The sequence below is a fragment of the Saccharicrinis aurantiacus genome, assembly GCF_001660705.2.
Classification (GTDB): domain Bacteria; phylum Bacteroidota; class Bacteroidia; order Bacteroidales; family Marinilabiliaceae; genus Saccharicrinis; species Saccharicrinis aurantiacus.
The window spans coordinates 385909-410331 of the sequence record NZ_LYBV02000007.1; the positions used below are offsets into that span (position 1 = coordinate 385909).

The window sequence follows — 24423 nt, forward strand, 5'->3', positions numbered from 1 at the left end:
TAAAATGAACTACAAAATATTTTTATTAGTATCAGTTTTCGTTGGAGGGTTGTTATTGCATTCTTGTTCAGATGATGAGTTGCAACAGATAAACCCTAATAAGATTACAACGGAAGTTTTCTGGGAAACACAAGCAGATTGTGAGTTAGGTATAAACGCAATTTATAATGCTTTTAAGGACAGGAATTTAATGGCTCTAAGAGTTGAGTCACAGCGTTCTGATATGGCACATAAGTACCAAAATGATGCGGAGAATTCTTATTACCTAAAAACATATAATAACTCAAAGTCAGATATTCAGAATAAATGGGCGAGTTTGTATACAGGTGTTTTTAGAGCGAATCAGGCGCTTATTGGATTAAATAAATTTAAAGAACTTAATCCTGATGTGAATGAGGAAATGTGGAATAATTGGCGAGGACAAGCATTATTTTTTAGAGGGTTATTTTATTTTTATTTGCACTCATCATTTAATAATGGAGAGGTTGTAATTAGAGATACAATTCCTGAAGTAATTGCGGATTTTCAAATTCCTGTAAGTTCTTCTAAGGATGTATTTAACTTCTTTATGACGGACTTAAAAGCCGCGTATACTGAGGGGATATTACCTAACACATGGAGCAAAGGAAATGAAGGTAGAATAACTAGAGGTGCTGTTGCTGCTGTTATTGGTCAGGCATATTTATATCAAGAGAATTATGATTCTGCTAAAGTGTATTTAGGTGATGTAATTAATAATACAGCATACGCTTACGCTTTAACTGATGATTTAAAGGAGAATGTAAGTTCAACTAATGAGTTGAATTCTGAAGCAATATTAGAGATTGTCTATTCAGAAAACTTAAAACCTGAAGAAACTGCTAATTCTGGCGATGGAGTTTCTTCTAAATATGGAGATGACGTAAGTCCAATTGAAACGCAGTGGGGGCAAGCTGCTATGTATCCAGCTTATTGGTTGCAAATGGCATATAAAGAAGATCCGATGGATGTAAATGATCCACGTAACCTAACTCCTCAAATTGATATAGTATCAGGAGATCCTGTATTGGATGAAAACGGGGAGGTTATCATGGAGCTAAGAAGATATAACCAAAGAGCCTCTGCTTATATTGCTTTTGTAGATGATGAAGCAACACAATATTATTTAGCAAGAACATGTTTGGCTTGGAACTTTAACAATAAGAGTACAGCGGCTTTTAAAATGATGTCGAACTGTAACGAGTACAGTTATATAGATGCTAATAGATCTAATTCTGAGAATTATAAGTCCGGAGTTAACTATCGAGTGCTTCGTTTAGCTGATATCTTTTTAATGTATGCAGAAACTTTAATTGAAGGTGGGTCAAATGAATCTGGTGTAACAGAGGCTTTATCATATATAAATAAAGTAAGATATCGTTCTGCTCTGCAATTGCTAGGTCCAAGTACGGGAGAGTTTGCTTCTTCTACCTTTGATGAAGAAACATATGATGCTCAAAAAGTAATGGATCAGTTGATGTATGTTGAACGACCGCTTGAGATCTCAATCTTGGGTCATGCTTCGCGTCATATGGATTTACGTCGTTGGGGAATTTATGAAGAAAGGTTCCAAGAGTTATCTCAATTAAGATATTCTTTTGGTTCTTACCCTGAAGAAATATGGTCAGACAATACTGATGGTACTCGTAAGTTTTTATACCCAAAGGCAGAAGATGCACCTTATGATCCAATTACTAAAAAGAATTACATTCGTTGGGGGTCAATCCTTTATTACGATTCATATTTTGATAATGCTGTAGGTTGGGATGGAAAACCTGCTGGAGATGACAAATTTGACATAGAGTATCAGGCTTCTGCAGCTAACTATATTGAAAGTCAGCATGCTTACTGGCCAATTCCATTAGTGGAAGAAACTTCAAACCCGAATATTTACAATAAATAGAATTGAGATGAAGAAGATAAATATATTATTAACAATGATCATGTTACTTGCGTTTATGGCTTGTGATGATGATGATTATGTAGCTCCAAATAGTTTCTCTGATGTTGCGTGGTATTCACCAGCATATGCAAGACAAGGTGCTGAATATATGCCTATTATTGGACAGCGGGCTTATTTTTCTATTGCTGATATCTCTCAAGGGGCTATTGAGCATAAATGGGAGTTATTGAATCCTGAAATTTACTTTCTTAAAGGTGATTTAGTGCGTAATGATACAATGCTTGTTGAGAAAATTTCAGGGGGTGGTGAAGTTGGCGACATTTCGACAGATGGAACTGTACACTTATATTTCCCAGAAGGAGGTATACAGGGCGTTCGTTTATACAATACCTTTGAGGAAGAAGTTTTCTTTAGAGGGAAGGATAGTACAATTTCTTCTGTATACGATGAGAAATTAGGACTTCATGTATTTGATCACACATTCTTTGTAGATGTATATCATGATGTAGTGGCTGATTATAATGTTTATACAGAAAATGGTGAGTTAATAGACTTTACAGCTGCGGATACGATTAAGATACAGATGAGCTCAGGTGGAAAATTACATTTCGCTCAGAATGTTGATTCTATTTATAATATTACTGATGTTACTTGGAATTTTCCTAGTGGAACGCCTGCTTCTTCTTCTGAAGATTCACTTTCGGTAATATTTTATAACACAGGAATAGTAAAGAATATTTCTCTTAATGCTAATAGGAGTGGGAATAATATTCCATCAAGTTCTGATAAGGTAATTATTCCATTAGAAATTGAGGTTGTTCCTTCAACTGAGCCATTAGTTTTAGTTGGAAATCCTATAGAACAGGAAAATCAAACGATTGAGATTCAGATATCGGGTAAGCTTAAAGAGTTTACAGGACAAGAAGGAAGTTTTGAAGTTACTGTTAATAATGACGTATTAGCTACTCCAATTCAAATTGCTGTAACAAATGCGAAACGATCAGATCATGAATCAGGTGCCTTTATTAGTTTAGAATTAGCAGATGAGATTTATAATTCAGATGAGATTACGATAGCTTATACAGGAACAGGTATAAAAAGTTTAGATGGTCGTACTGTTGAACCTTTTACAGAAACTGTAATAATGCATAATGTTGCCTTAACTGATCATGAAGGTATCTATGGTTTTGAGACTACAGTTTTATATCCTTCGAGAGGAGATAATAATGGAAATGGATGGAATTTAGCTTGGAACCATACGAGTAATAATAGTACAGGAACAGCCTCTATAGTTCAGGATTTTAAGTTCTCAGGAGAAAGTGCGCTTAAATTAACCGCTGATGATACTGAAGGTAAACCAGGAAATGCTAACTCTAAAATGACTTGGATTGAACCTCCTTTGGGAATGGGGCAAGTGGTAGGAAAAGTTTATAAGCTTTCAATGCAATATTTATACCCTACTTCAAATGTTTCTCCAGATGCTGTACTTTGGTGGACACAAGGTCCATGGGGTGCTAATGGTCAATTTACAGCAACGCCTTCAGACGAGTGGAAATATTATGAGAAGATATTTACTTTGACTAATGTTGGAGGAGATGGGTTCATTATTAGATTTGATAACGGTAGTGGCGACGAAAGTGAAGAGGCTATTCTATATGTAGATGATTTCAAAATGTTTGAATATGAGGAGCGTCCTTAATTAATAATGTCAAAAATAACACGTCAATCCCAATTTTATTGGGGTTGACACAGTACTAAAAATTCTAAATAAAGTTATTAACATGATAAAAAATATATATAGAGTTATAGGTGTTTTTGCTTTGGCATTAACCTTATATAGTTGCGAAAAAGAACCAGATGCAAAGGCGGACATAGACTTGGTGCCAGTATATTCAATAACTAACATTAATGGCAAAGCCAATCCTAAGATGAATATTTATAGGGAGATGCCAATGGTAATTGAGTGGAATGATAATAAAGTAAAAGAACTTTTAGCCTCTGAATATAGTGATAGTACAATTGTAGATAGTATATTTAAAGTACGTGTTACAACATGGGAAGAAATTACCATGACGGAAGACTTTAAGGAACTTGTTGATTATGATTTACCAGATTACAATGCCGAAGAATATATTTCAGATACATATCTGCGTAAATATATTATTCTCGCAGAAGATCATATGGATACTGCAGTAAATGTTGGATCGATGGATTTATTTACCGAACACATTCACTATAATAGATATGTTGAGAAGGCGCTAATAGGCGAAGAGATTGATAATGTGATTAAGGATTTAGGCATTGTCACAGATTCAGTAGATACAGGTGATGAGGTTATTGGGGTTTCTTATGAATTGGCAATCTGTCAAGATACTGTAGTAACACAAATGAATGAAACAAAAACTCTTGAGCTAGAAGAAACGGAAGTGTTTTTTTAATAGAATAAGCTAAATGATTTTAAAGCTCCAATCTGTTAAGGTTGGAGTTTTTTGTTTTTTATAAGCCCATATCCCCTGTTTTTTCTGATGCAAAATTACTAATCTCATACTTCTTCGTATAGTAACATACGTTAGTTGGCAATCAATTAATAATTATTTTTAAAGTCGAAAAAAACTTAATTTTTCATATGTGTATGCTGTTTAGTACATTTTATGCTCGATAACTGTTATGTGTATTATAGTTAAGGTATTAGTGTGTTTAAATTTGTATTTACCCCTCTTTGGCTGAGTTTGCACCCACCCTAAATAGTGTATTTTACCTCCTTATATTCAATCTCTACACTATACTTCATTAACATTTATTAGGATAGTTTTGACCATGTGAAATATTGTTATAGTACTGCTAATACTACTAGTATAAGGGGTTTATTTTAATTTAAATATAATTATGGAAGAACGGAATCGAGTGTTTAAATCCTCAAGGAGGTGGATGCTTACGCTTTTTATGGCTTTGTTAAGTATGGGTGCTTTTGCTCAGCAAAGTATTGTAACAGGTGTTGTTACCAGCGTAGAAGATGGCTTACCAATACCAGGAGTAAGTATTGTTGTTAAGGGTACAACAAATGGTACAATTACTAACATTGATGGTAAATTTAGTATTAAGGTTTGGCAAGGGAAAGAACTGACTTTTAGTTTTGTTGGTATGAAAAATCATACAGCTATTGCAAAAGGAGGAGTTGTGAACGTAGCTATGGAACCTGAATCTATTGGTTTAAATGAGGTTGTAGCGATTGGTTATGGTACTCAAAAGAAAAAAGAAATATCGGGTGCTGTAGTACAAGTTAAATCAGAAGATTTAACCCGTATTGCAACGGCCGATATTGGTACAGCGCTTCAAGGACAAGTAGCGGGTGTTAATGTTACTGCAAGTTCTGGTGCTCCTGGTGAAGAGTCGAACATTCAAATTCGTGGGGTAAGTTCAATTGATGGTTCTAATAGACCACTTTATGTGGTTGATGGTATTCCGCAGGATGGTAATCCTAACTTGAGTACGAATGAGATTGAAACAATGGATATTCTTAAGGATGCAGCGTCTTGTGCTATATACGGAACTAGAGGTGCTGCCGGTGTAATCTTAATTACAACTAAGCAAGGTAAAGTTGGTACTATCAAAGTTAATTTAGATAGTTATGTTGGTATTCAAAAAATTACTTCAGGAATTGAATTACTAGGATTTGAAGATTACTGGTATGGTAAATATCTAACAAACTATCAGGCAAATAGTACTGGTACAAACTGGGATACTATGTGGACTCAGCTAGATAATGATAAATCTCAGTTTACAAATAATACCCATTTGTTGGATGTTATTCAAAGTGATAATGCTGTAGTTCAAAATCATAGTATTAATATTTCTGGAGGTAAAGAAAATATACGTTTTAGTATAGTTGGTTCATACTTTAATCAGGATGGAATTATTATAAATTCAGGTTATGAGCGTTTTAACTTAAGAACAAATACAAATTTCACAAAAGATAAATGGAGTGTGACTTTAGGTTTAGGTCTGGTTGTGGATGAAAAGGAAAGTGCACCATATCAATTATTATATGAAGCATATAAATATAAACCTTTTCAACAACCATTAGATCCTAATAATACATCTGTATCTAACGCAGGTACTGGCTCAGATGATGGTAACACTCAGCAATTGGGTAATTTAATGTATAAGTTTATGCAAACTGACGTTAAGAATGGAGAGTCTTTTAATGGTAACCTTAACGTGAAGTATAGTATTACAAAAAACTTAGCATTTAATAGCCGCTTCGGTGCTAAATATGCGAACACAACACGTGTGGTATTAAATCCTCCTATTTATATTTATGATAATACGGGTGAGCGTGTTGAAAATGCCCAAAATAGATCGCAAATTCAAAATACAGCTGATCGTAGTACAAGCATGACATGGGAAAACTCATTAAACTGGACTAAGAAAATTAATAGTCATAAAATTCGTTTACTTGGAGTGTTCTCAACTGAAAGATATACATATGGTCAATTTACAGGAAGTAGAAAGGATTTAATTTCAGGCGATGTTTATGTACTTAATGGTGGCCTTAACGATCCGAATGCAAGTTCTGGAAATGGACAATGGGGTCAAGATAGAGAAAATACATTAGTAGGTATGTTAGGTCGTGCTCAGTACGATTATAAAGGTCGTTATATGTTTAGTGCCAGTTTACGTCGTGATGGTTCTTCGCGTTTTGCTAAGGAAAATAGGTGGGGTATGTTCCCTTCTGCATCTGCTGCATGGAATATTGCTGATGAGGCTTTCTGGTCATCCATTAAAAAATCAGTGAATTCCTTAAAGTTACGCGCCAGTTTGGGTACTACAGGAAATCAAAATTTTGCTGATTATAGTTATACTTCTAATATTCAAACCGGATTTGATTATCCATGGGCTGATGGAACACTTGGAAATGGATTGGTTCAGCAATATTATGCAAATGGCGATGTAAAGTGGGAAACTACACAACAGGTTAATGTTGGGGTTGATATGGGAATGCTAAAAAATCGCTTGACATTTACAGCGGATGTTTATCAATCAAATAAACGAGATATGTTATTCCCTCGCTTAATGCCAAGTTCAACAGGAGCAGGTCAAAATCAGACTCTTATACTAAATGTTGGGGATATGACAAATAGTGGAATTGAACTTTCGGCAGGATGGCGTAACTCAGGAAAAGTGAAATGGGGAGTAAATGGTACTTTTACTAAAAATGTAAACGAAATTACAAGAATGGCCGGTGGTCCAGATTCATATACCTTATTTAATGATGGTTGGGCTGTTAATAATACTCAAAAAATATCGGGGCTTAAAGAAGGGTATGAAGCAGGTGCATTCTTTGTGATGCCAACAGATGGTATTGTAAATACAGAATCTAAGCTAGCAGAGTATAGAAAGATTAAGCCAGATGCAAATATGGGAGACCTAATTTACATAGATACTAATGGTGATGGTACTCTAGATGATGCGGATAGAGTTTACGGAGGTAGTGGTATGCCTGATTTTGAATTGGGTTTAAATGCCAATGCTTCGTATAAAGGTTTTGATGTATCAATGCAATGGTATGCATCTGTTGGAAACGATATCATTAATGGTTCGAAAATCTATGCAATGCAGTATGAAACACATGCTGACTATATTTATCAATGGTCTGATATGAATCCTTATGCTGGTATTCCTGCGCAAAGAGGAAGACAGGATTGGAATGTAAGTAGTACTGCCGATATATGGGTTGAGGATGGTTCATTTGTTCGTTTACGAAACGTAACATTAGGATATACCCTTCCAAATAAAATGTTGGGCAAGTCAGGTATTTCAAAACTTAGGTTCTATTTAGCTAGTGATAATCCATTAACCTTAACAAAATATGCAGGTTATGATCCTGAAGTAGGTGGGAATGGTCTAGCAACAAGAGGTTTAGATAAGGGTAATTATCCTATAGCATCTCAGTACAGAATAGGTGTTCAACTAGGATTTTAATGGTTAATAAGTATTGAAAATGAAAAATAGAATATTAACATACGTAGCGGTTGCCATAGCGGCCTTGGTAACTTTTAGCAGTTGCGACGACTATCTTACACAATCAAATCCCAATACGATTATAGTAGATAACTACTGGAAAAATCTTGACGATTGTGAAATGGGAATGATAACTGTGTATAATCAATTGCGTCGTCAAAATGCACACCAAATTATTGCAGAGAACTTAAGATCAGGTATGGGGTATCCTGGGTTAGGAAGACCAACACCTACAAACACCACAAATGCCAGGTTTTACAATCAAGTTTTCGGAAATACAGATCAAGCACCTAATCAAAAATGGGCTGAATTATATATGGGCATTTTTAGAGCCAATCAAGTAATTCGCGGGTTGGAAGGCATTAAGGATGATATGTCAAGTGTTAATGATAAGCAAAAATGGAAAGACTTAATGGCGGAAGCACGTTTCTTTCGTGGTTACTTCCACTATTGGGTAGCTAGTTCTTTTAATAAAGGAGAGGTAATAATTTACGATTTTGTTCCTGAAGACGAAGCAAATGGCGACTTTTATCAAGGTATTCAGTCAGAACAAACTGTTCGTAACTTTTATCGCAAGGACTTGAAGTACGCATTTGATTCATTACCAGCAGTAGGTAATAGACAAGGTTTCGCATACGGAGAAAGAGCTACAAGGTATTCAGCTGCTTTTGCATTGGCTCAGAGTTATTTATCACAACCTGTGGGCGTAGATTATGATAGTGCTAAAATTTATTTAGAGGATATTATACAGAGTGGGTATTTTGAATTATCTCACATTAAGGATAATATGACTACAGATGGGGAGAATAACTCAGAATCAATATTAGAGATTGCTTATGATAGAAACCTGAAACCTGAGGCAGGAGACTATTCGCCAGCAAACTCAACCTACAGTAATTATGCACAGCAACTATCTTCGCAAGGAGGATGGAGAACTTGCTTTCCTAGTTGTTGGTTAATAATGGCTTATAAGGATGATGAGAAAGATTTAAATGATGATCGTAATTTCATTGATATTGTAACGAGAGATGAGGAGCAAGAAGATGGTTCAACAGTTGTTGTAACAGATACTATAACAATTCCATATAATTTGAGGGCTTCATATTCTATTGCTTTACCAGATGATTCATTGGAATATTATGGCGATCAACCGTCTGTTGTTGCAAACTTTCAATACAGTCAGAGTACAGCAAATTATAGGAAGTTAACCAATTGGGATATTTGTACAAATGAGAATGAGTTAAATGCTCGATCGGGTGTTAATTATCGTTTGATGCGCTTAGCTGATGTATACCTAATGTATTCAGAATGTTTAATTAAAGGAGGTACTGATGCAACAAATACTACAGAAGCAATTAAATATGTTAACAAAGTTCGTCATAGAGCAGGTCTACGCTTATTAGGAACTGTAACAGATGGAGAATGGCCAGAGTTAGGAGATCCAACTTCAAATAAGCCATTGACTTATATTGGTGATATGGTTGATTTCAGAAATATCGTAGGACAAGAGGATTCGAATTTCCCAATTTATGATCCTGAAAGTGGATTAGATCAGCGCGTATTTATGAATATCAAAGAACCTAAAAATTTGATGATGTGGATGATGCATGTTGAACGTCCGCTTGAATTATCAATGGAAGGAATGGACACACGTTTAATTGATATCCGTAGATGGAGCAATAACCTTGAGTGGTTTAACACAAGAGAGTATTTCAGAGAATTATCTTCACGTAGGTATTATGGCGAACATTTTAAATATATTAATACTGAGGGTAATGAAGCTACTAGATGGCAAGCGGTTTTAAAGCATGGTATTTTTGCTACTGATCCTAACCGTGGCGTGTATATCGATTTTACTCAAGCTGCTCAAAACTATATCGAAGATGTTCATGCGTATTGGCCTTTACCAACAGAAGAGGTGATATCTAATCCAAATCTTTAATCAAAGAGCATTATTTAAATATTAAGGCAATGAAGAAAATAAATTTTATATATTATTTGATGTTTATAGCAGTCTTGGCTGTAAGCTGTCAAGATGAAGAATATGAACCAATCAATTACTTCTCAGATGTGGGTTGGTTAAATTCTGAGGATGATAAAAAAGGATTGAATACTGAGGTGGGCAAGTATCATTCATTCTCCGATATGTCACAAGGTACTTTAGAACATTATTGGACTTTCCCTGAGGGGAGTGATGTAAACTGGTTAAAAGGGAATATCACAAGACAAGATACTAACTTCACAAAGTTTATTGTTGATACAGATGATACACTATCACGAGATCAAACTGTTCATATCTTATTTAATAAAGAGGGTGAGTACCCGATTCGTTTATATAATGAGTTTAGAGATTCAGTGTTTTATAATGGAGAGGCTAATTACCCATCATACTACAATGAAGAAAAAGGAGTGTATGTTATAGATACAACTTTTACTGTACGTGTTTATGGCGAAATGTCTCCTGCTTACGAAATATGGCATGTTACAGAGGAAGGTGTTCTTAGTTCGTTAGTAATGGATTTTCCGGTCGATTCTGTTTTTGACGCTGAAGATACTGAAACATGGCAAGTTTTTGAATTTGAAGCTGGAGGGTACATTAGGTACATTGATAAAACTTGGGATGAGGGCATTGGATGGCCAAATCAAACCAATTGGAACATTGGTGGTATAGTTCCTAGTGAAGTAATTGGACAAAAACAATACGATGCTAAGTATTTTGCTCCGGGAGATTATACTTCGCAAATAACAATCATTAGAGATCCTAAGGACGAGGGAGCATTTATTAAAGGTTCTAAGGAGAGTATTATTCCATTAGTATTTAGGGTTACACCTTCTACTAAGCCATTTGGTGTGTCAGGGAATGGAATAGAGCGTGAAGATCAAACAATACAGATTGCATTAACTAGTTTTGCACAAGAGTTTGAAGGTCTAGAAAATGATTTTGTTGTAACTGTTAAAAATGAGAACCATGAAGGATGGTCTACGACAATACCTGTATCAAAAGCTAAGTTAAATGACGAGCAAAAAGTATTAATCGAGCTTACTCTAGCACAACCAATTTATAATACAGATATAATTACAGTTAGTTATACCGGAAATAGTATTTTAGCTATCGACAATCGTGTATTGGAAACGTTTACTGATTTACCTGTAGACATGCATATAGTTAATTTAATGGCGGATAAATCTATTTATGGTTTTGAGAGTGGCGAATTTCATGAAGCTGGTAGACCAGATCAACCAATTAACGGATGGAATATGGGTTGGCAGCAATGGAATCTATACAGAAATGGTAATAGTAGTGCCATTACTGGTTTATCAAGCGCTGGTGAACCAACATTTGAAGGAGATTTTTCACTTAGATTGGAAGCAAATGGACATCAGTCAATTGCTGGTGATGCCAATTCAGAGCGCTCATGGGCTGAATCTCCAATTAATCTACCTCTCGAGCTTGGGAAAAATTATAAGTTTGAATTTGAATACCTTTATGAAACATCTAATGAAGCTCCTGATGCAAAGTTATGGTTGGGTATTAGTTCTTGGGGTGCTCCACAAATTATTGATATTAATGTAGCACCAGCTGACGAATGGCAACATCATGTTGCTGAATTTACCATTGGCTCACTTCTTGAGCATCAGAATGTATTTATGAGGTTTGATAATGGTACCTCACCAGCGTATGTAAAGGCTTTAATATTCTTAGATAATTTTGAAATGAAGGAGTACGAACGCCGTCCTGATACAGAATTATAATATTAAATGGAGGAGTAGAATCTCCTCCTTTTTATAATAATTTAAATAAAGAAAAAATGAGCAAATTATATTTATTATTAGTGTTTTGTTTAATGCTAGTGGCTTGCGAAAAAAATCCTACCATAGATTATGAAAAGCCAAATATAGAACCTGTTGATGTATATCAAATTCAGCAGTTGAGTGAAAAGAATGAGCTTGAGTATCAGATTAACGTTTATATGGATAACCCTCTGGTATTTCGTAATAATAGACTAGAAGGTGATTTTACACGTGAGGATATTTTAGAGCGTGTTGAGCACCCTGTTATTCCTGAGGAAGGAGAAGAAAATACTGAAAATGTAAAGGGTGAAACAAGCGATGAAAGACCATTAACTTATAATATGGATTTGATTACTGAGGGGTTCTTCACCGCAGAAATAACAAGGGAGTTGCCTGTTGTAGATGAGGATGGTAATCAAGTAATAGAACTTGTTAAGTTTGCTGTTAATGAAACACACACTTTTAGTTATGTTATAACGGGAGATATTGAAAAAGGTTTAGGGGCAGCTGTCATTACTACAACCCATATAAAGAGAGTAGGTATAGATGTTGAGTTTGAAGAAGAAGAGGTGCCTAATACAGTATTGACGATTTCTGGTGATATGCATATAGCAACAGAATATGTTGACTTTTAGTTTATTCGGTATGGGGTAGATCCTTATTGAATATTAAAATTAAAAACTACCGTTGCAAAATGCTTCGGTAGTTTTTTTGTAATTATAACGTGGTATTCTTCATAAGAAGAAATTATGCTTGTCACTTAAGACCGATAATCTTTTTCCTACTAATTAATGTGTAAGTTTAAATAGTTTTATAATATCTTAGGACTTGTATTTTCTTTAGTAATGAATGTTAAAAAATATGTAACTTTGAGTAGTTCATTACCGTTATTAGATTCAAGTTTAAATATACATATATGCGATATCATCTATTTCTTTTAGGGGTGTTTTTATTCCTATCTCAATTCCTAAATGCCCAATACTATAGCTCTAAAAATCTTACAACACGAACCGGTTTATCGCAAAATGATATAACCTGTATCTTGCAAGATTCCTATGGCTTTATGTGGTTTGGCACTTACGATGGATTAAATAGATATGATGGACTAGATTTTAAAAAATACAATAAAGAAATCAATGGCTTATCCAGTGGTTTAATCACAGCAATAGATGAAGACAAACAGGGTAATTTATGGGTGGCCACTATGAATTCAGGTATCAATAGGTTAAATATAAAAACAGGCGCTATTGAAGAGTACCTCTCAGCTGATGATTCGCATAATAAATTAATAAGTAATAATATTCGTGATTTAATATGTGATGATAATGGAACCATTTGGTATGTTACCGCAAAAGGTGTGGGTAATATAAAAATAGCATCAGGCAGGTCAGAAGTGAATAATGAAATATCGTACCCTTATAATGTTAACTTTACGGAGTCTCAATTTCAGAAAGATAAAGAAGGTGGCATTTTATTAATGGGAAGGTATAATTTGCTATATCTTGATGATGAGGAGTTTAAGTATAGGCTAAATGATAAGTATGGCACATTTAAGGGCGTAGCTCAGTATGCTGATCAAACGATAGTAGCAGGAACTCAAGTTTTGTATGGGATTAGTATTGAAAATGGTACTTGGAGAAATCTTTTTTTTGATAGGTTAAATACATATATAACAAGATTAGTTGTTGATGAAGCAGGTAGCATATGGATAGGAACTAAACGTGGATTGACTAAATATTCTTACAATAGCTCTGAAAAGCAATATGTTTTTGATGAAAATTTTGAAGAAGAGAAAACTAAATTAGGTTTAGCAGAAGTTGAAATTAAAGATTTATTTATTGATCAAACTGGTATTATCTATATAGGTACTTATGGAAAAGGAATCATAAAATTAAATCCTAGAGGAAAAAAATTCCGACATTATTTAGCCTCAGGGGAAGGAAGTTCAGGGAAAATTAGAGGAGTTTTTCAAGATTCACAAAGATCTATATATATAGGCGATCATAATGGGGCAATATATGAGTATAATAAAAAAGCATGGTTAAGTCGAAGTGGAGAGCCGACCAAAACAATTCAAACTAATACAGGTATATCATGTTTTGCAGAAGTATTTTCAAAAGATAAAAAGAAACGATCTATTATTGCTGGCGGCGAGTATAATAATTCATTAGTAAATGTAGCTGGTGAGAAATTGAGTTTTCCTGACGTCAGAACCAATGTTTTTTCGATTATTCAAGATGAATATGGCTTAGTTTGGGTTGCATCTATTCAATCGGGCATTTATAGGTTCGACCCATATGATAAATCCAGTCTTCAAAGAATTAGAGCTGGACTTACAGAATTTGAACTTTCATCTAACGTAATTCGAAGTTTTTGTTTTGATGATAAAGGTAATTTATGGATAGGATCAGAAAAAGGTATTAATATCATTAAAAATGAAGAACTCCAAAAAAAGAACCCTAAAATTATAAAAATTAGGGAGGACCTTAACAAAGAAAACGCACTTAGTTATGATTATGTTATTCCAATAATACAAACAAAAAATAAGGATATTTGGATAGGTACTATGGGTGAAGGACTCAATAAATTCATCGGATTTAAAGATGGAGAAGCCCAATTTGAAGTATTTAAAGAAGAAGATGGACTTATAAATAATGTGATAAGGGCCATAGTTGAAGATGGAGCTGGGAGCCTGTGGATATCAACTAACCAAGGAATCAGTAAATTTGATGTATCGAAAAAAACATTTGAGAATTACGATGTTAATAACGGATTGCAAGATTATGAGTTTTGTGATTTATCAGCTTGCATGCTTAAAAGTGGCGAGCTAATTTTTGGAGGAGTTAATGGTATTAATGCCTTTTATCCTGAAGAGATTAAAAAAGATTGGAGTGCTGCAACACCTGTGTTTACTAAGTTGTCCGTACTCAATAAAGAAGTGAATGTTGGAGATACCTTGTTCGGAAAGGTAGTTCTATCCAAGGACATTAACTTGGTAGACGAAATCACTTTGCAAAATAGTTTTAATAGTTTCTCAGTTCAATTGGCTTCGTTGCATTATGCTTTACCGGCGGGTAATAAATGCAAATATATGTTAGAGGGTTTTGATACAGAATGGGTTGAGGATTATTCTGGTGCTGTTGTAAAGTATACTAACTTAAAAGCTGGTAACTATACTCTAAAACTCAAAGCTTCTAATGGTGATGGTGTTTATAATGACCATATAAAGAAGCTCAAAATCAAGGTTGAGCCACCTTTATTACTTACCAATGCTATGTTTGTAGTATATGGAATAATTTTCCTTTTGTTATTAATGTTTTTCCGTAAGTTTTCTATAATCAATATAAAACGTAAACATGAACTCACCATTTCAGAACTTGAGAAAACGAAAAGGGAAGAGTTAACTCAAATGAAGTTTGAGTTTTTCACAAATATATCTCACGAGTTTAAAACGCCTTTAACTTTAATTTTAAACCCATTAGAGAGTCTGTTGGGCATGAAAGAAGTAACATCTAATAATAAGATGAATACCTATCTTCATGTTATGCAGCGTAATGCTAAATCGCTTATACGTTTGCTCGATCAGTTAATGGATTATAGAAAGGTTGAAACAGGGTCATTGAAATTAACTATTGGAGAAGGAAATATCCAAAAGTTTTTAAAACGCATTCATGAATCATTTTTACCAGTTGCGTTAAACAAAAAAATAAACTTTCAGTTTAATTCACACCTTGTTCAAGATGATGTTTGGTTCGATGATGATAAACTAGAAAAGGTTATAAATAATATATTATCGAATGCATTCAAACACACTTCTAGTGGTGGGAAAATAGATTTAGAGTTAATTGACGACGGTGGCGAGTTTCTTACCATCCTGATCTCTGATGATGGAGAAGGCATTAAAACAGAAGAACAAGAGAAAATTTACCAACGTTTCTTTCAGGCGTCACAGCCAAGTGATATTAAGAAAAAGGGAAGTGGAATTGGCTTGGCTTATACAAGAAGTTTGGTTGAGTTAATGCAAGGAACAATTGAGTTTAAGAGTAAGGCTAATGAAGGTACTATTTTCTTTGTGAAAATACCGAAAAATAAAAACTCCTTTGTAAAGGATAGTTACGCTGTTAAAGAGGTAGTTTCTAATTTTGAGATTATAGAAAACGATAAGCAATCTATTTTAGAGGATAATAAAACAATAGAAATTAAACCAGCAAGTAATAATGATAAGTTAGAAACATTGTTGATTGTTGAGGATAATGAAGAGTTGTGCGCATGGTTGGTAGATACTTTTGCTGATGATTATAACGTTTATAATGCGTATGATGGTGAAGCAGGTCTTGAACAATGTCAGCTGGTAAATCCTGATTTAATAATTACAGATGTTTCTATGCCTAAAATGAATGGTACAGAGATGACTAAATTGATTAAGGATAATCAGGAAACATCGCATATTCCAATCATTATGCTTACGGCGTATACAACTGATGAACATCAATTAAGTGGTATTGAGCATGGGGCTGATTTGTATTTAAAAAAGCCATGTAATATTCATTTATTAAAGGCTCATGTGGCTTCTATCTTAAAAAGTCGTCATGATTTAAAATCAAAATTTAGAGAGAAAATTGTTGTTAATCCATCTGAATTGGCTCCATCAGGTAAGGATGAAGCTTTTCTATCTACTTTGTTACAGGTTGTTGAGAAAAATATTTCTAATACAGATTTTACGGTAAATCAATTAGCTAAAGAATCCGGTTTTAATCAGGTAACAATAAATTCGAAGTTATTTGCGCTTACAGGGCAGAAGGCTCGTAGCTTTATTCGATCAATCCGCTTAAAGCGCGCTTGTCAATTGCTTGAACAAGGTGAATTATCAATTGCAGAGGTTACTTATGATGTAGGATTTAATGATTTAAGGTATTTTAGAGAGTGCTTTACAGCGGAGTTTGGAATACTACCTTCGAAATATGCAAAGAGTAAAAATGGTGCAGAAGGTCAATCGGAAGATTAGTATCTAAGAAGATAAATCGTTTAAACGATAATTGAACAATTAGTATAACAACAAAGCCCTCCGATGCATGGAGGGCTTTGTTGTTTATATAAGGTAGAGATATAACGTTAATAGCTGACTTCCCTTCTTATTGCAGTATTAGAGTAACCCTAGATAGGTAAATCTCCATTGAACCATTTTGTCCGATTTTACAGTTTCATTAACCTTATTAATATCAAGATTAAACTTGTAGTTAGTATAACCATCTTGTAACATTACAATGGAATTAGCAATAAGTAAAGCTTCATTGGCATCCTTCGATTGATAAAGAGCCTCTGTGATAACTTTAGTAGGGTTTGTTTTTTTGCATAAACCTAAAAATTCAGCAGCTCTAACTCTATTGATTAGAACAGGATCAGCCTTGGTTATTTTTGAAGCTATTGCGTATAAATCTTTAGCCTCAGTTTTAAATTTGCAGCAAACATTTAGTGCCCAATAGCGCTCCCATGTATCCTTAGATTGTAGCTTCGCTTTTAAAGTGTTCTTTATCGCATCATAATCTTCATACATTAAATTGGCAACGTCAAGATATTTTGCAATATCTTCTTTGTGATCTTGTCCAAATTTAACAGTATTATCAAAGGCATTATTTATTAAATAATACTCAGGATACAGGCTTAAATCAGGCATTCCTTTCATTTGCTTATTTAATAAACTACGAAGCTGTACCAATTTAGTTTTATAGTTCGGGTCATTGGCTAAGTTGATTGTTTCAAATGGATCATTATTTAAGTCGTACAAGGCTTCACAATCTTTAGTTTCAAAAAACTGTGACTGTACTTTGTTTAAATCCTTTTCCGCGTATAATTGCGCCCACTCTTGGTAACCCAATTGCTTATAGCGATAGTTATTCATTAAACCATCGTAATTAAATGGTTGAAAGTTTCTGATATATTTAAAATTACCTTTTCTGATAGCTCTAACCATATCAAATTTTTCATCAAAACGATCAGCATAGCTGAAGCTATAATCTCTGTCGGATAATGATTCTTTGGTAATTTCCTTACCCAAAAAGGGTTTTCCGTCCATACCTTCAGGAGTTTTTATTCCTGCTAAACTTAAAACTGTAGGTCCAAAATCGATAAAGTTTACAAATTCATCAACATTGCCTCCTGTATTGGTATGAACAAGATGCTGATACTTTTCAGGAACATAAACAACTAAAGGTATATGCAAACCTGTTTCAAAAATATACCCTTTGCTTCCTGGTAATACGCCACCATGATCGCCAAAGTAAAAAATAAAAGTATTTTCTAATAAGCCATCTTTTTCTAATTCGGCAACAACATCACCTACTTCGCTATCCATCTGCGTAATTTTGTCGCGGTACCAAGCGTTGGAGTATTTAAATAAATCAGTGTATGGATGATTGGGTTGTACAAAACAATCTTCAGGGTTGGTTTTTGTTTTAATCGTTTTGTATTGCTCCTCGGTAAAGTGCATTCTGCTCTCATGGGTTGTCATGATGTTGAACATATAAAAGAAAGGTTGTCCTTCCTTTCTATCGCGCCAAGTTGCTTTTTTAGAAGAATCGTCCCAAACGGAGTCAGATTTAATAATGTTGTAATCTTCCTTGTAGCAGTTTGCAGTATAGTAGCCCGCCTCCTTTAAATAGGCCGGAAACATTTCAACACCATCAGGCATAGGTACCGTTTTTATTTTTCTATGGTAGTGCGAAGCTACACGTGGACCATAGCAACCAGAAATTAAGGTTGATCGAGCGGCACTACAAACGGCAGCATTCGAAAAGGCATTATTAAAAGTAATACCGTGTTGTGCCAACTTTTCAATGTTTGGTGTTGTTATTCCATTTTTATCAAAGAGCTCCATGTAGTGTTTGGAGTTGTCTTCTGATGTAATCCATACAATATTAGGTTGTTCAGGAGTAGCATCTTTTGTGTTGCAAGAGCTTAATTGTAATGCTATTGCAACTAGCATGAGAATTGATAATGTTTTCATGAAAGGTATTTTTCTTAATGTTTTAGCTTGTTTATATTGAGTGCAATATACTTATTAACTAGTTTAATTTTAGGTTACTGATATTGTAAATTATCGGGGTGGAAAGTAAATAATAACCAGAAGCGACACTAGGAAGTACCTAGTGTCGCTTAATTAATTTGTAATTAGATATAATGTAGACTAATTAAAATTACTGATATCAATTAATTTTCTATTCTCTCTTTTAATTCTACTTTTTTGTTTGTTGCTCAATCCCTGACGATAATATACATCGGGTTTGTGAATTACTCTGTGTTGTTTCATTTCAGGATCGTTAATATCCTGGCTTAAGTCACAGTCGAAACGTACCAACATTGAATGAAAAGTATCCCAACCATTGATATTAATAAAATGAGCCATGCCCCATGTAATACCTCGTCCATCTTTAGTATCAACAAAAGCATCTGGCACAAAGGGAGCAGCAGCATATGGCATTAGTTCGCTTATGGCAGCAATTTCAAAGTTAATACCATCTTCAGCATACTGTATGGTATTGTGTTCTGGGCCATCTTTATAAACCAATGCTGCAATTCCTGATTTAAAAGGGAAAAGAGATGTTTCGTGGCCTGATGTAATTACAGGATTAAGAGGGTTTTTTTCAAATGGCCCCAATGGATCATTAGCAGTAGCTAAACCTTGCATTCGTACTTTATGTGGTTTCTCGTCGAAATCAGACTTGTAGTATAAATAGATTTTTCCCTTGTAAACCAATGGGTATGGATCATGAATAGAATATTGATCCCATTCGCCTTCGTTACCATTGGGGATAATTACTTTATTAACAGGAGTCCAAGGTCCATCGGGTGATTCTGACCATGATGCTGTAACAGGACAGTCGTCTCCTCTAGTGCCACTAGCTTGCATAAAACCTTGGTAATATAAATAGTATTTTCCTTTCCAAAATAAGATATCTGGTGTAGATACAGATCTCCACCCAATATTTGGTTTAGGAGGTCTAGGTACTGCTACTCCTTGTTCCTCCCATGTTATGCCATCTTTACTTGTTGCATACCATATCTCTGCCAAATCCCAATCTGATGATGGGATGGTATCGTTACAAACTTTAGCTCCCATTGGTGGAGTTGGAGTGTGGCGGTGTGTATAATACATATAGTATTTGCCATTGGCAAATATGGTTTTTGAGGGGTCGCGTCTACTAATGGTACCATCGTTATTATTATAGTCGAATCCTTTTACTTTAGTGTATTTAAACTGACTAAATAACTCGTTATTTTCTGGGCGTGGCGAAGCATAGTTGTCGTAAATTCGTTCCATTGCACTGCTCATTTCCCTGTTGGGTTTTTTCTCTGGTACGTGAAATGGAAATGCACCTTCATCTTGTGGCGACTTGTTATTATTACAGCTGAAAAGTGTAATGGATAATACTATTAAAAGAATGTTTATTTTCATATCTATTATTTTATAAAATCAAGTATTAAGAAATGTAAATTGAGTATCATTCAAGTGAATTTGTTTTTCATAAATGTATCCTGAAACTTTCATTTGAGTGATGTGTCCTTTCTATTTTTAGGGTGGACGTTTTATAAAAAAAATGCCAGAATATTAGAGAAACTACCAATTAGTAATAAATGCACTTTTTACTAGACAATATTTGAATTATTGAGTCTCCTAGTACAATATCCATTTACCCTCATAACATTGATGTTATAAACACTTTGGGCGTATTCACTACTTTTATAAGCATAGGTTTTGTTTGATAATATGTACAGGTGGCATAAGTTACCTACTAATTGTCTTGTAGTACCTAAGTGTTTTTTACCCCCTTAGATGTATCTTTTTTACCCCTATTAGGGCAAGTACTAATGTTTAATTTTGAAAAACATTAAGTATGCTTATTGAATTTTGCATCTGTAAACGTATGTACGAATGAATGAAATATTTGTACGGACAGTACCTGTACCTACAAATACATTTATTATTATCTCAAAAGTGTACTTGAATAAATTAGTAATCAATAATGGAGTTTAGTGTTGGTTTTTTATCAGCACTGAATGTTATATAATCAATATGAAAGCAACCTTATACGAAGGAAATAAATCCTTCTCAGTAGTCGAAAAAGAAATTGAAGCACCTGCAGCAGGTGAAGTAAGAATTAAAGTAGCCTATTGTGGTGTTTGTGGTACTGATGTGCACATTTACCATGGTATGATGGATCAGCGTGTGGATATTCCACAAATTATTGGGCACGAAATGTCGGGTACGGTTGATGCCATTGGCGAAGGTGTTACTGGTTATAAAGTTGGAGAAAAGATTACGGTTCGTCCTTTGGATAACCGTGGAGAAACAGCTTCTGATAAAGGGCACGGACATATTGCCAAAGCTTTAAAGTTTATTGGTATCGATAGTCCTGGTGCCATGCAGCAATATTGGAATGTTCCGGCTTTTACTTTACACAAATTAAAAGAAGAGACTGATCTTAAATTAGCCGCTTTAATTGAGCCTCTTTCTGTTGCTTGTCACGATGTGCGCAGAGGTCGTTTACAAAAAGGCGAAACTGCTGTAGTTCTTGGTGGTGGTCCAATCGGATTATTAGTTGCCATGGTTGCAAAAAGCAAAGGTGCTAATGTTGTTATTTCTGAGGTGAATGAAATTCGCATTAAAATGGCCGAAGAAATGGGTTTTGAAGTAGTGAATCCTGTTAAAACAGATTTAGTAGAATACGTTGAAAAGAAAACAAATGGCGGTTTAGCCGATGTTGTTTTTGAAGTGGCTGGTGTTCAACCTTCACTAGATGTAATGACTGAAGTGGCTGGTATCAGAGGACGTATTGTTATGGTTGCCATTCATGGCGAGAAGAAACCAATCGATTTATTCAAATTCTTCTGGAAAGAGCTTGAATTAGTTGGTGCACGTGTTTACGAAAAAGAAGATTACGAAGAGTCAATCGAGTTAATTACTAAAAACGAATATCCTTTCGAAAGTATTATTACGGATACAAAACCATTGGATCAAATTCAGCAGTTATTCGAAGATATTGACGCTACGCCAACAGGAATGAAGTTCCTAGTAGATTGTCAATAATCAGTTAGTAGTTTTTAGCTATTAGTTAGTAGTGATTTACAAACGATATTGCGTCATCGCGATACAAGAAGCGATCTCAAGGGAAGATGTTTTTACAAGGCGCCTTGAGATTCCTTCGTTCCTCGGAATGACGTAATAACAATTAACAACAAATATTAATCAAGAATGTAAGGCATCTTAATACTTGTGTCTTGATACTTGATACTAAAAAATAAACAATGAGCATTTTAAATAAATTTAGCGTAGAAGGTAAAGTTGCCTTAGTAACAGGATGTAAAAGAGGAATTGGTATGGGAATGGCCGTGGCATTAGCTGAAGCCGGAGCTGATATCATTGGTGTGAGTGCTTCTCTTGAAAAAACAGGTAGTGCTGTAGAAAAAGCGGTAACTGCTTTAGGTCGTAAGTTTACGGCTTACACATGCGATTTTTCTGATCGTACATCTTTATACGCATTTATTAAAGAAGTAAAAACTGAGAATCCGGTTATCGATATCTTGGTAAACAATGCGGGTACTATTTTAAGAGCCCCAGCTGCAGAGCATCCAGACGAAATGTGGGATAAAGTAATTGAGGTAAATCAAAATGCACAGTTTATCTTAACACGCGAAATTGGTAAAGAAATGGTTGCTCGTGGATCGGGTAAAATTGTATTCACCGCTTCGTTATTAACATTCCAAGGTGGAATTACCGTTCCTGGTTATGCTGCTAGTAAAGGTGCTATTGGTCAAATGACTATGGCTTTTGCCAACGAGTGGGCTTCAAAAGGAGTTAACGTAAATGCTATTGCTCCAGGTTATATCGATACTGATAATACAGAGGCTTTACGTCAGGATCCAGTTCGTTCTGAGCAAATTTTATCACGTATTCCAGCAGGAAGATGGGGTAAGCCAGAGGATTTTGCAGGACCAGTTGTATTCCTTTGTTCTGAAGCAGGTTCGTACATGCAAGGAGCTGTAATGCTTGTTGATGGCGGCTGGATGGGGCGCTAATTAAATAAAGTATCAAGTAGTAAGACACAAGTATCAAGATGAGGTACTGAGTCTTAATACTTGATACTTGATACTTAATACTAAAAAAATAAAAAAATGGATTTAAATTTTAAACAATATATCAATGGGGCTTGGGTGGAGCCTTCAAACGGTGCTACTGCCGATGTTTTAAACCCGTCTACCGACGAAGTTGTTGGTACAGTTGCTAATGGTAACGAAGAGGATGGTATCAAAGCTCTTGAAGTTGCTGAAAAAGCACAAAAGGGATGGGCTAAATTACCAGCTCGCCAACGTGCGGATATCATGTACGCTTTTGTAAAAGAGATAAAAGCAAATCGTGAAGAATTAGCTACTGTGTTAACAAAAGAGCAAGGGAAGCTTTTTAAAGTAGCACAATTCGAAGTTGATGTTTGTTGTTCATTTATTGAGTATGCTTGTGAGTGGGCACGCCATATCGAAGGGGACATCATTCCTTCGGATAATGAAAATGAGCAAATTTGGATTCAAAAAATACCTCGCGGAGTTGTCGTGGCAATTACTGCTTGGAACTTCCCATTAGCGTTGGCAGGTCGTAAAATCGGACCCGCTTTAATTGCTGGTAATGCAATTGTAGTTAAACCAACTACAGAAACTCCAATGAGTACATTAATGCTTGGTGAGTTAGCTAAAAAAGCTGGAGTGCCTGATGGAGTAATTAATATTATTACAGGCCCTGGTCGTACTATGGGAACTGCAATTTGTAAACACCCTATTACAAAAATGGTGACTATGACTGGTTCTACGCCAGCAGGTCAGTCTATTTTTAAAGCAGCTTCAGAGAATTTAGCACACGTTCAGTTAGAGCTTGGAGGTAAAGCACCATTTATTGCTTTCGAAGATTGTGATATTGATGAGGCTGTAGCCGGAGCATTACATTCGCGTTTCGATAACTGCGGACAAGTTTGTACTTGTAACGAGCGTATGTATGTTCACGAAGATATTTACGATGCTTTCATGGAGAAATTCATGGCTAAAGTAAAAGAAATTAAAGTTGGTGATCCTTTTGATCCAACATCAGATATGGGTGCTAAAGTAAATAAGTCTGAGTTAAAGCACATGCACGAACTTGTTGAAGTAAGCGTTAAAGAAGGTGCTACTTTAGCTTATGGAGGAAAAACTCCAGAAGGTGCTGAGTTTGAAAAAGGAAATTGGTTTATGCCAACTATCCTTACTGATGTGAAGCAAGAGATGACTATCGTTCACGAAGAAGCATTCGGACCAATTTTGCCAGTTATCAAGTTTAATGATTTTGATCAAGTTGTAGAGTGGGCTAACGATTGTGAGTTTGGTTTAGCAGCAATGGTTTATACAAACGATATGAATCGTGTAATGAAATTAAATAGTGCACTTGATTTTGGTGAAATCTATATCAACCGTGGTCATGGTGAGTTACACCAAGGTTTCCACAATGGATACAAAATGAGTGGAACAGGTGGCGAAGATGGTAAGTATGGTTTTGAGCAGTATTTAGAAAAGAAAACTTTCTACGTACGTTTCAAAGGTTAATAGTTATTACTAACTGAAGTTGTTTAAGGTTGTAGGGGAATTGCGAGAGTGACAATTTGATTATCAGTGGC

At 35.0% G+C, this 24423-nt stretch carries 13 protein-coding genes; 11 read left to right on the forward strand and 2 right to left on the reverse strand.

All coding sequences use genetic code 11. From position 1 onward, the window contains the following. Positions 1 to 4 precede the first annotated feature (4 nt). The 8 genes from A8B35_RS03985 to A8B35_RS04020 all read left to right on the forward strand — a co-directional run bounded on the left by A8B35_RS03985 (position 5) and on the right by A8B35_RS04020 (position 16739). Positions 5 to 1921 (forward strand): RagB/SusD family nutrient uptake outer membrane protein, encoded by a 1917-nt coding sequence (locus tag A8B35_RS03985; RefSeq protein ID WP_075602105.1) that lies wholly within the window; start codon positions 5 to 7, stop codon positions 1919 to 1921. 7 nt (positions 1922 to 1928) lie between these two features. Continuing rightward, a complete protein-coding gene (locus A8B35_RS03990) occupies positions 1929 to 3620 on the forward strand; it encodes a hypothetical protein (protein ID WP_075602106.1) in 1692 nt (563 codons plus the stop codon). Between the two features lie 82 nt (positions 3621 to 3702). After that, entirely contained in the window at positions 3703 to 4359 is a 657-nt protein-coding gene (locus A8B35_RS03995) for a hypothetical protein (RefSeq protein WP_075602107.1), read from the forward strand. Between the two features lie 448 nt (positions 4360 to 4807). Then, the gene (locus A8B35_RS04000) at positions 4808 to 7903 is read left to right on the forward strand and encodes a SusC/RagA family TonB-linked outer membrane protein (RefSeq protein WP_222844093.1); all 3096 of its coding nucleotides are present in this window, start codon (positions 4808 to 4810) and stop codon (positions 7901 to 7903) included. A 19-nt stretch (positions 7904 to 7922) separates the two neighbouring features. Next, positions 7923 to 9884 (forward strand): RagB/SusD family nutrient uptake outer membrane protein, encoded by a 1962-nt coding sequence (locus A8B35_RS04005; RefSeq protein ID WP_075602109.1) that lies wholly within the window; start codon positions 7923 to 7925, stop codon positions 9882 to 9884. Positions 9885 to 9913: 29 nt separating this feature from the next. Beyond that, positions 9914 to 11695 (forward strand): hypothetical protein, encoded by a 1782-nt coding sequence (locus A8B35_RS04010; RefSeq protein WP_075602110.1) that lies wholly within the window; start codon positions 9914 to 9916, stop codon positions 11693 to 11695. A 56-nt stretch (positions 11696 to 11751) separates the two neighbouring features. Next, complete coding sequence (locus A8B35_RS04015) at positions 11752 to 12369, forward strand: hypothetical protein (protein WP_075602111.1); 618 nt, start codon at positions 11752 to 11754, stop codon at positions 12367 to 12369. Between the two features lie 281 nt (positions 12370 to 12650). Next, positions 12651 to 16739: a hybrid sensor histidine kinase/response regulator transcription factor gene (locus A8B35_RS04020; RefSeq protein WP_075602112.1), complete on the forward strand. Its 4089-nt coding sequence runs from the start codon at positions 12651 to 12653 to the stop codon at positions 16737 to 16739. Between the two features lie 138 nt (positions 16740 to 16877). On the opposite strand, the gene A8B35_RS04025 is transcribed toward A8B35_RS04020, so the two are convergent. After that, the gene (locus tag A8B35_RS04025; RefSeq protein ID WP_075602113.1) at positions 16878 to 18737 is read right to left on the reverse strand and encodes a sulfatase family protein; all 1860 of its coding nucleotides are present in this window, start codon (positions 18735 to 18737) and stop codon (positions 16878 to 16880) included. A gap of 180 nt (positions 18738 to 18917) precedes the next feature. After that, entirely contained in the window at positions 18918 to 20186 is a 1269-nt protein-coding gene (locus tag A8B35_RS04030) for a glycoside hydrolase family 117 protein (protein WP_075602114.1), read from the reverse strand. A gap of 618 nt (positions 20187 to 20804) precedes the next feature. Between A8B35_RS04030 and A8B35_RS04035 the strand changes: the two genes are divergently transcribed. From A8B35_RS04035 to aldA, 3 genes are all read left to right on the forward strand, one after another. Beyond that, positions 20805 to 21818 (forward strand): zinc-dependent alcohol dehydrogenase, encoded by a 1014-nt coding sequence (locus A8B35_RS04035; RefSeq protein WP_075602115.1) that lies wholly within the window; start codon positions 20805 to 20807, stop codon positions 21816 to 21818. Between the two features lie 224 nt (positions 21819 to 22042). Then, complete coding sequence (locus A8B35_RS04040) at positions 22043 to 22807, forward strand: SDR family NAD(P)-dependent oxidoreductase (protein ID WP_171973153.1); 765 nt, start codon at positions 22043 to 22045, stop codon at positions 22805 to 22807. Positions 22808 to 22903: 96 nt separating this feature from the next. After that, entirely contained in the window at positions 22904 to 24352 is a 1449-nt protein-coding gene (gene aldA / locus A8B35_RS04045) for an aldehyde dehydrogenase (RefSeq protein ID WP_075602117.1), read from the forward strand. The last annotated feature ends 71 nt before the right edge of the window (positions 24353 to 24423 follow it).

Coding starts and splice junctions, on each gene's coding strand:
- A8B35_RS03990 (WP_075602106.1), top strand. CDS start 1,929: ATGAAGAAGATAAATATATTATTAACAATGATCATGTTACTTGCGTTT.
- A8B35_RS04030 (WP_075602114.1), bottom strand. CDS start 20,186: ATGAAAATAAACATTCTTTTAATAGTATTATCCATTACACTTTTCAGC.
- A8B35_RS04035 (WP_075602115.1), top strand. CDS start 20,805: ATGAAAGCAACCTTATACGAAGGAAATAAATCCTTCTCAGTAGTCGAA.
- A8B35_RS04005 (WP_075602109.1), top strand. CDS start 7,923: ATGAAAAATAGAATATTAACATACGTAGCGGTTGCCATAGCGGCCTTG.
- A8B35_RS04020 (WP_075602112.1), top strand. CDS start 12,651: ATGCGATATCATCTATTTCTTTTAGGGGTGTTTTTATTCCTATCTCAA.
- A8B35_RS04000 (WP_222844093.1), top strand. CDS start 4,808: ATGGAAGAACGGAATCGAGTGTTTAAATCCTCAAGGAGGTGGATGCTT.
- A8B35_RS03995 (WP_075602107.1), top strand. CDS start 3,703: ATGATAAAAAATATATATAGAGTTATAGGTGTTTTTGCTTTGGCATTA.
- A8B35_RS04025 (WP_075602113.1), bottom strand. CDS start 18,737: ATGAAAACATTATCAATTCTCATGCTAGTTGCAATAGCATTACAATTA.
- aldA (WP_075602117.1), top strand. CDS start 22,904: ATGGATTTAAATTTTAAACAATATATCAATGGGGCTTGGGTGGAGCCT.
- A8B35_RS04015 (WP_075602111.1), top strand. CDS start 11,752: ATGAGCAAATTATATTTATTATTAGTGTTTTGTTTAATGCTAGTGGCT.
- A8B35_RS03985 (WP_075602105.1), top strand. CDS start 5: ATGAACTACAAAATATTTTTATTAGTATCAGTTTTCGTTGGAGGGTTG.
- A8B35_RS04010 (WP_075602110.1), top strand. CDS start 9,914: ATGAAGAAAATAAATTTTATATATTATTTGATGTTTATAGCAGTCTTG.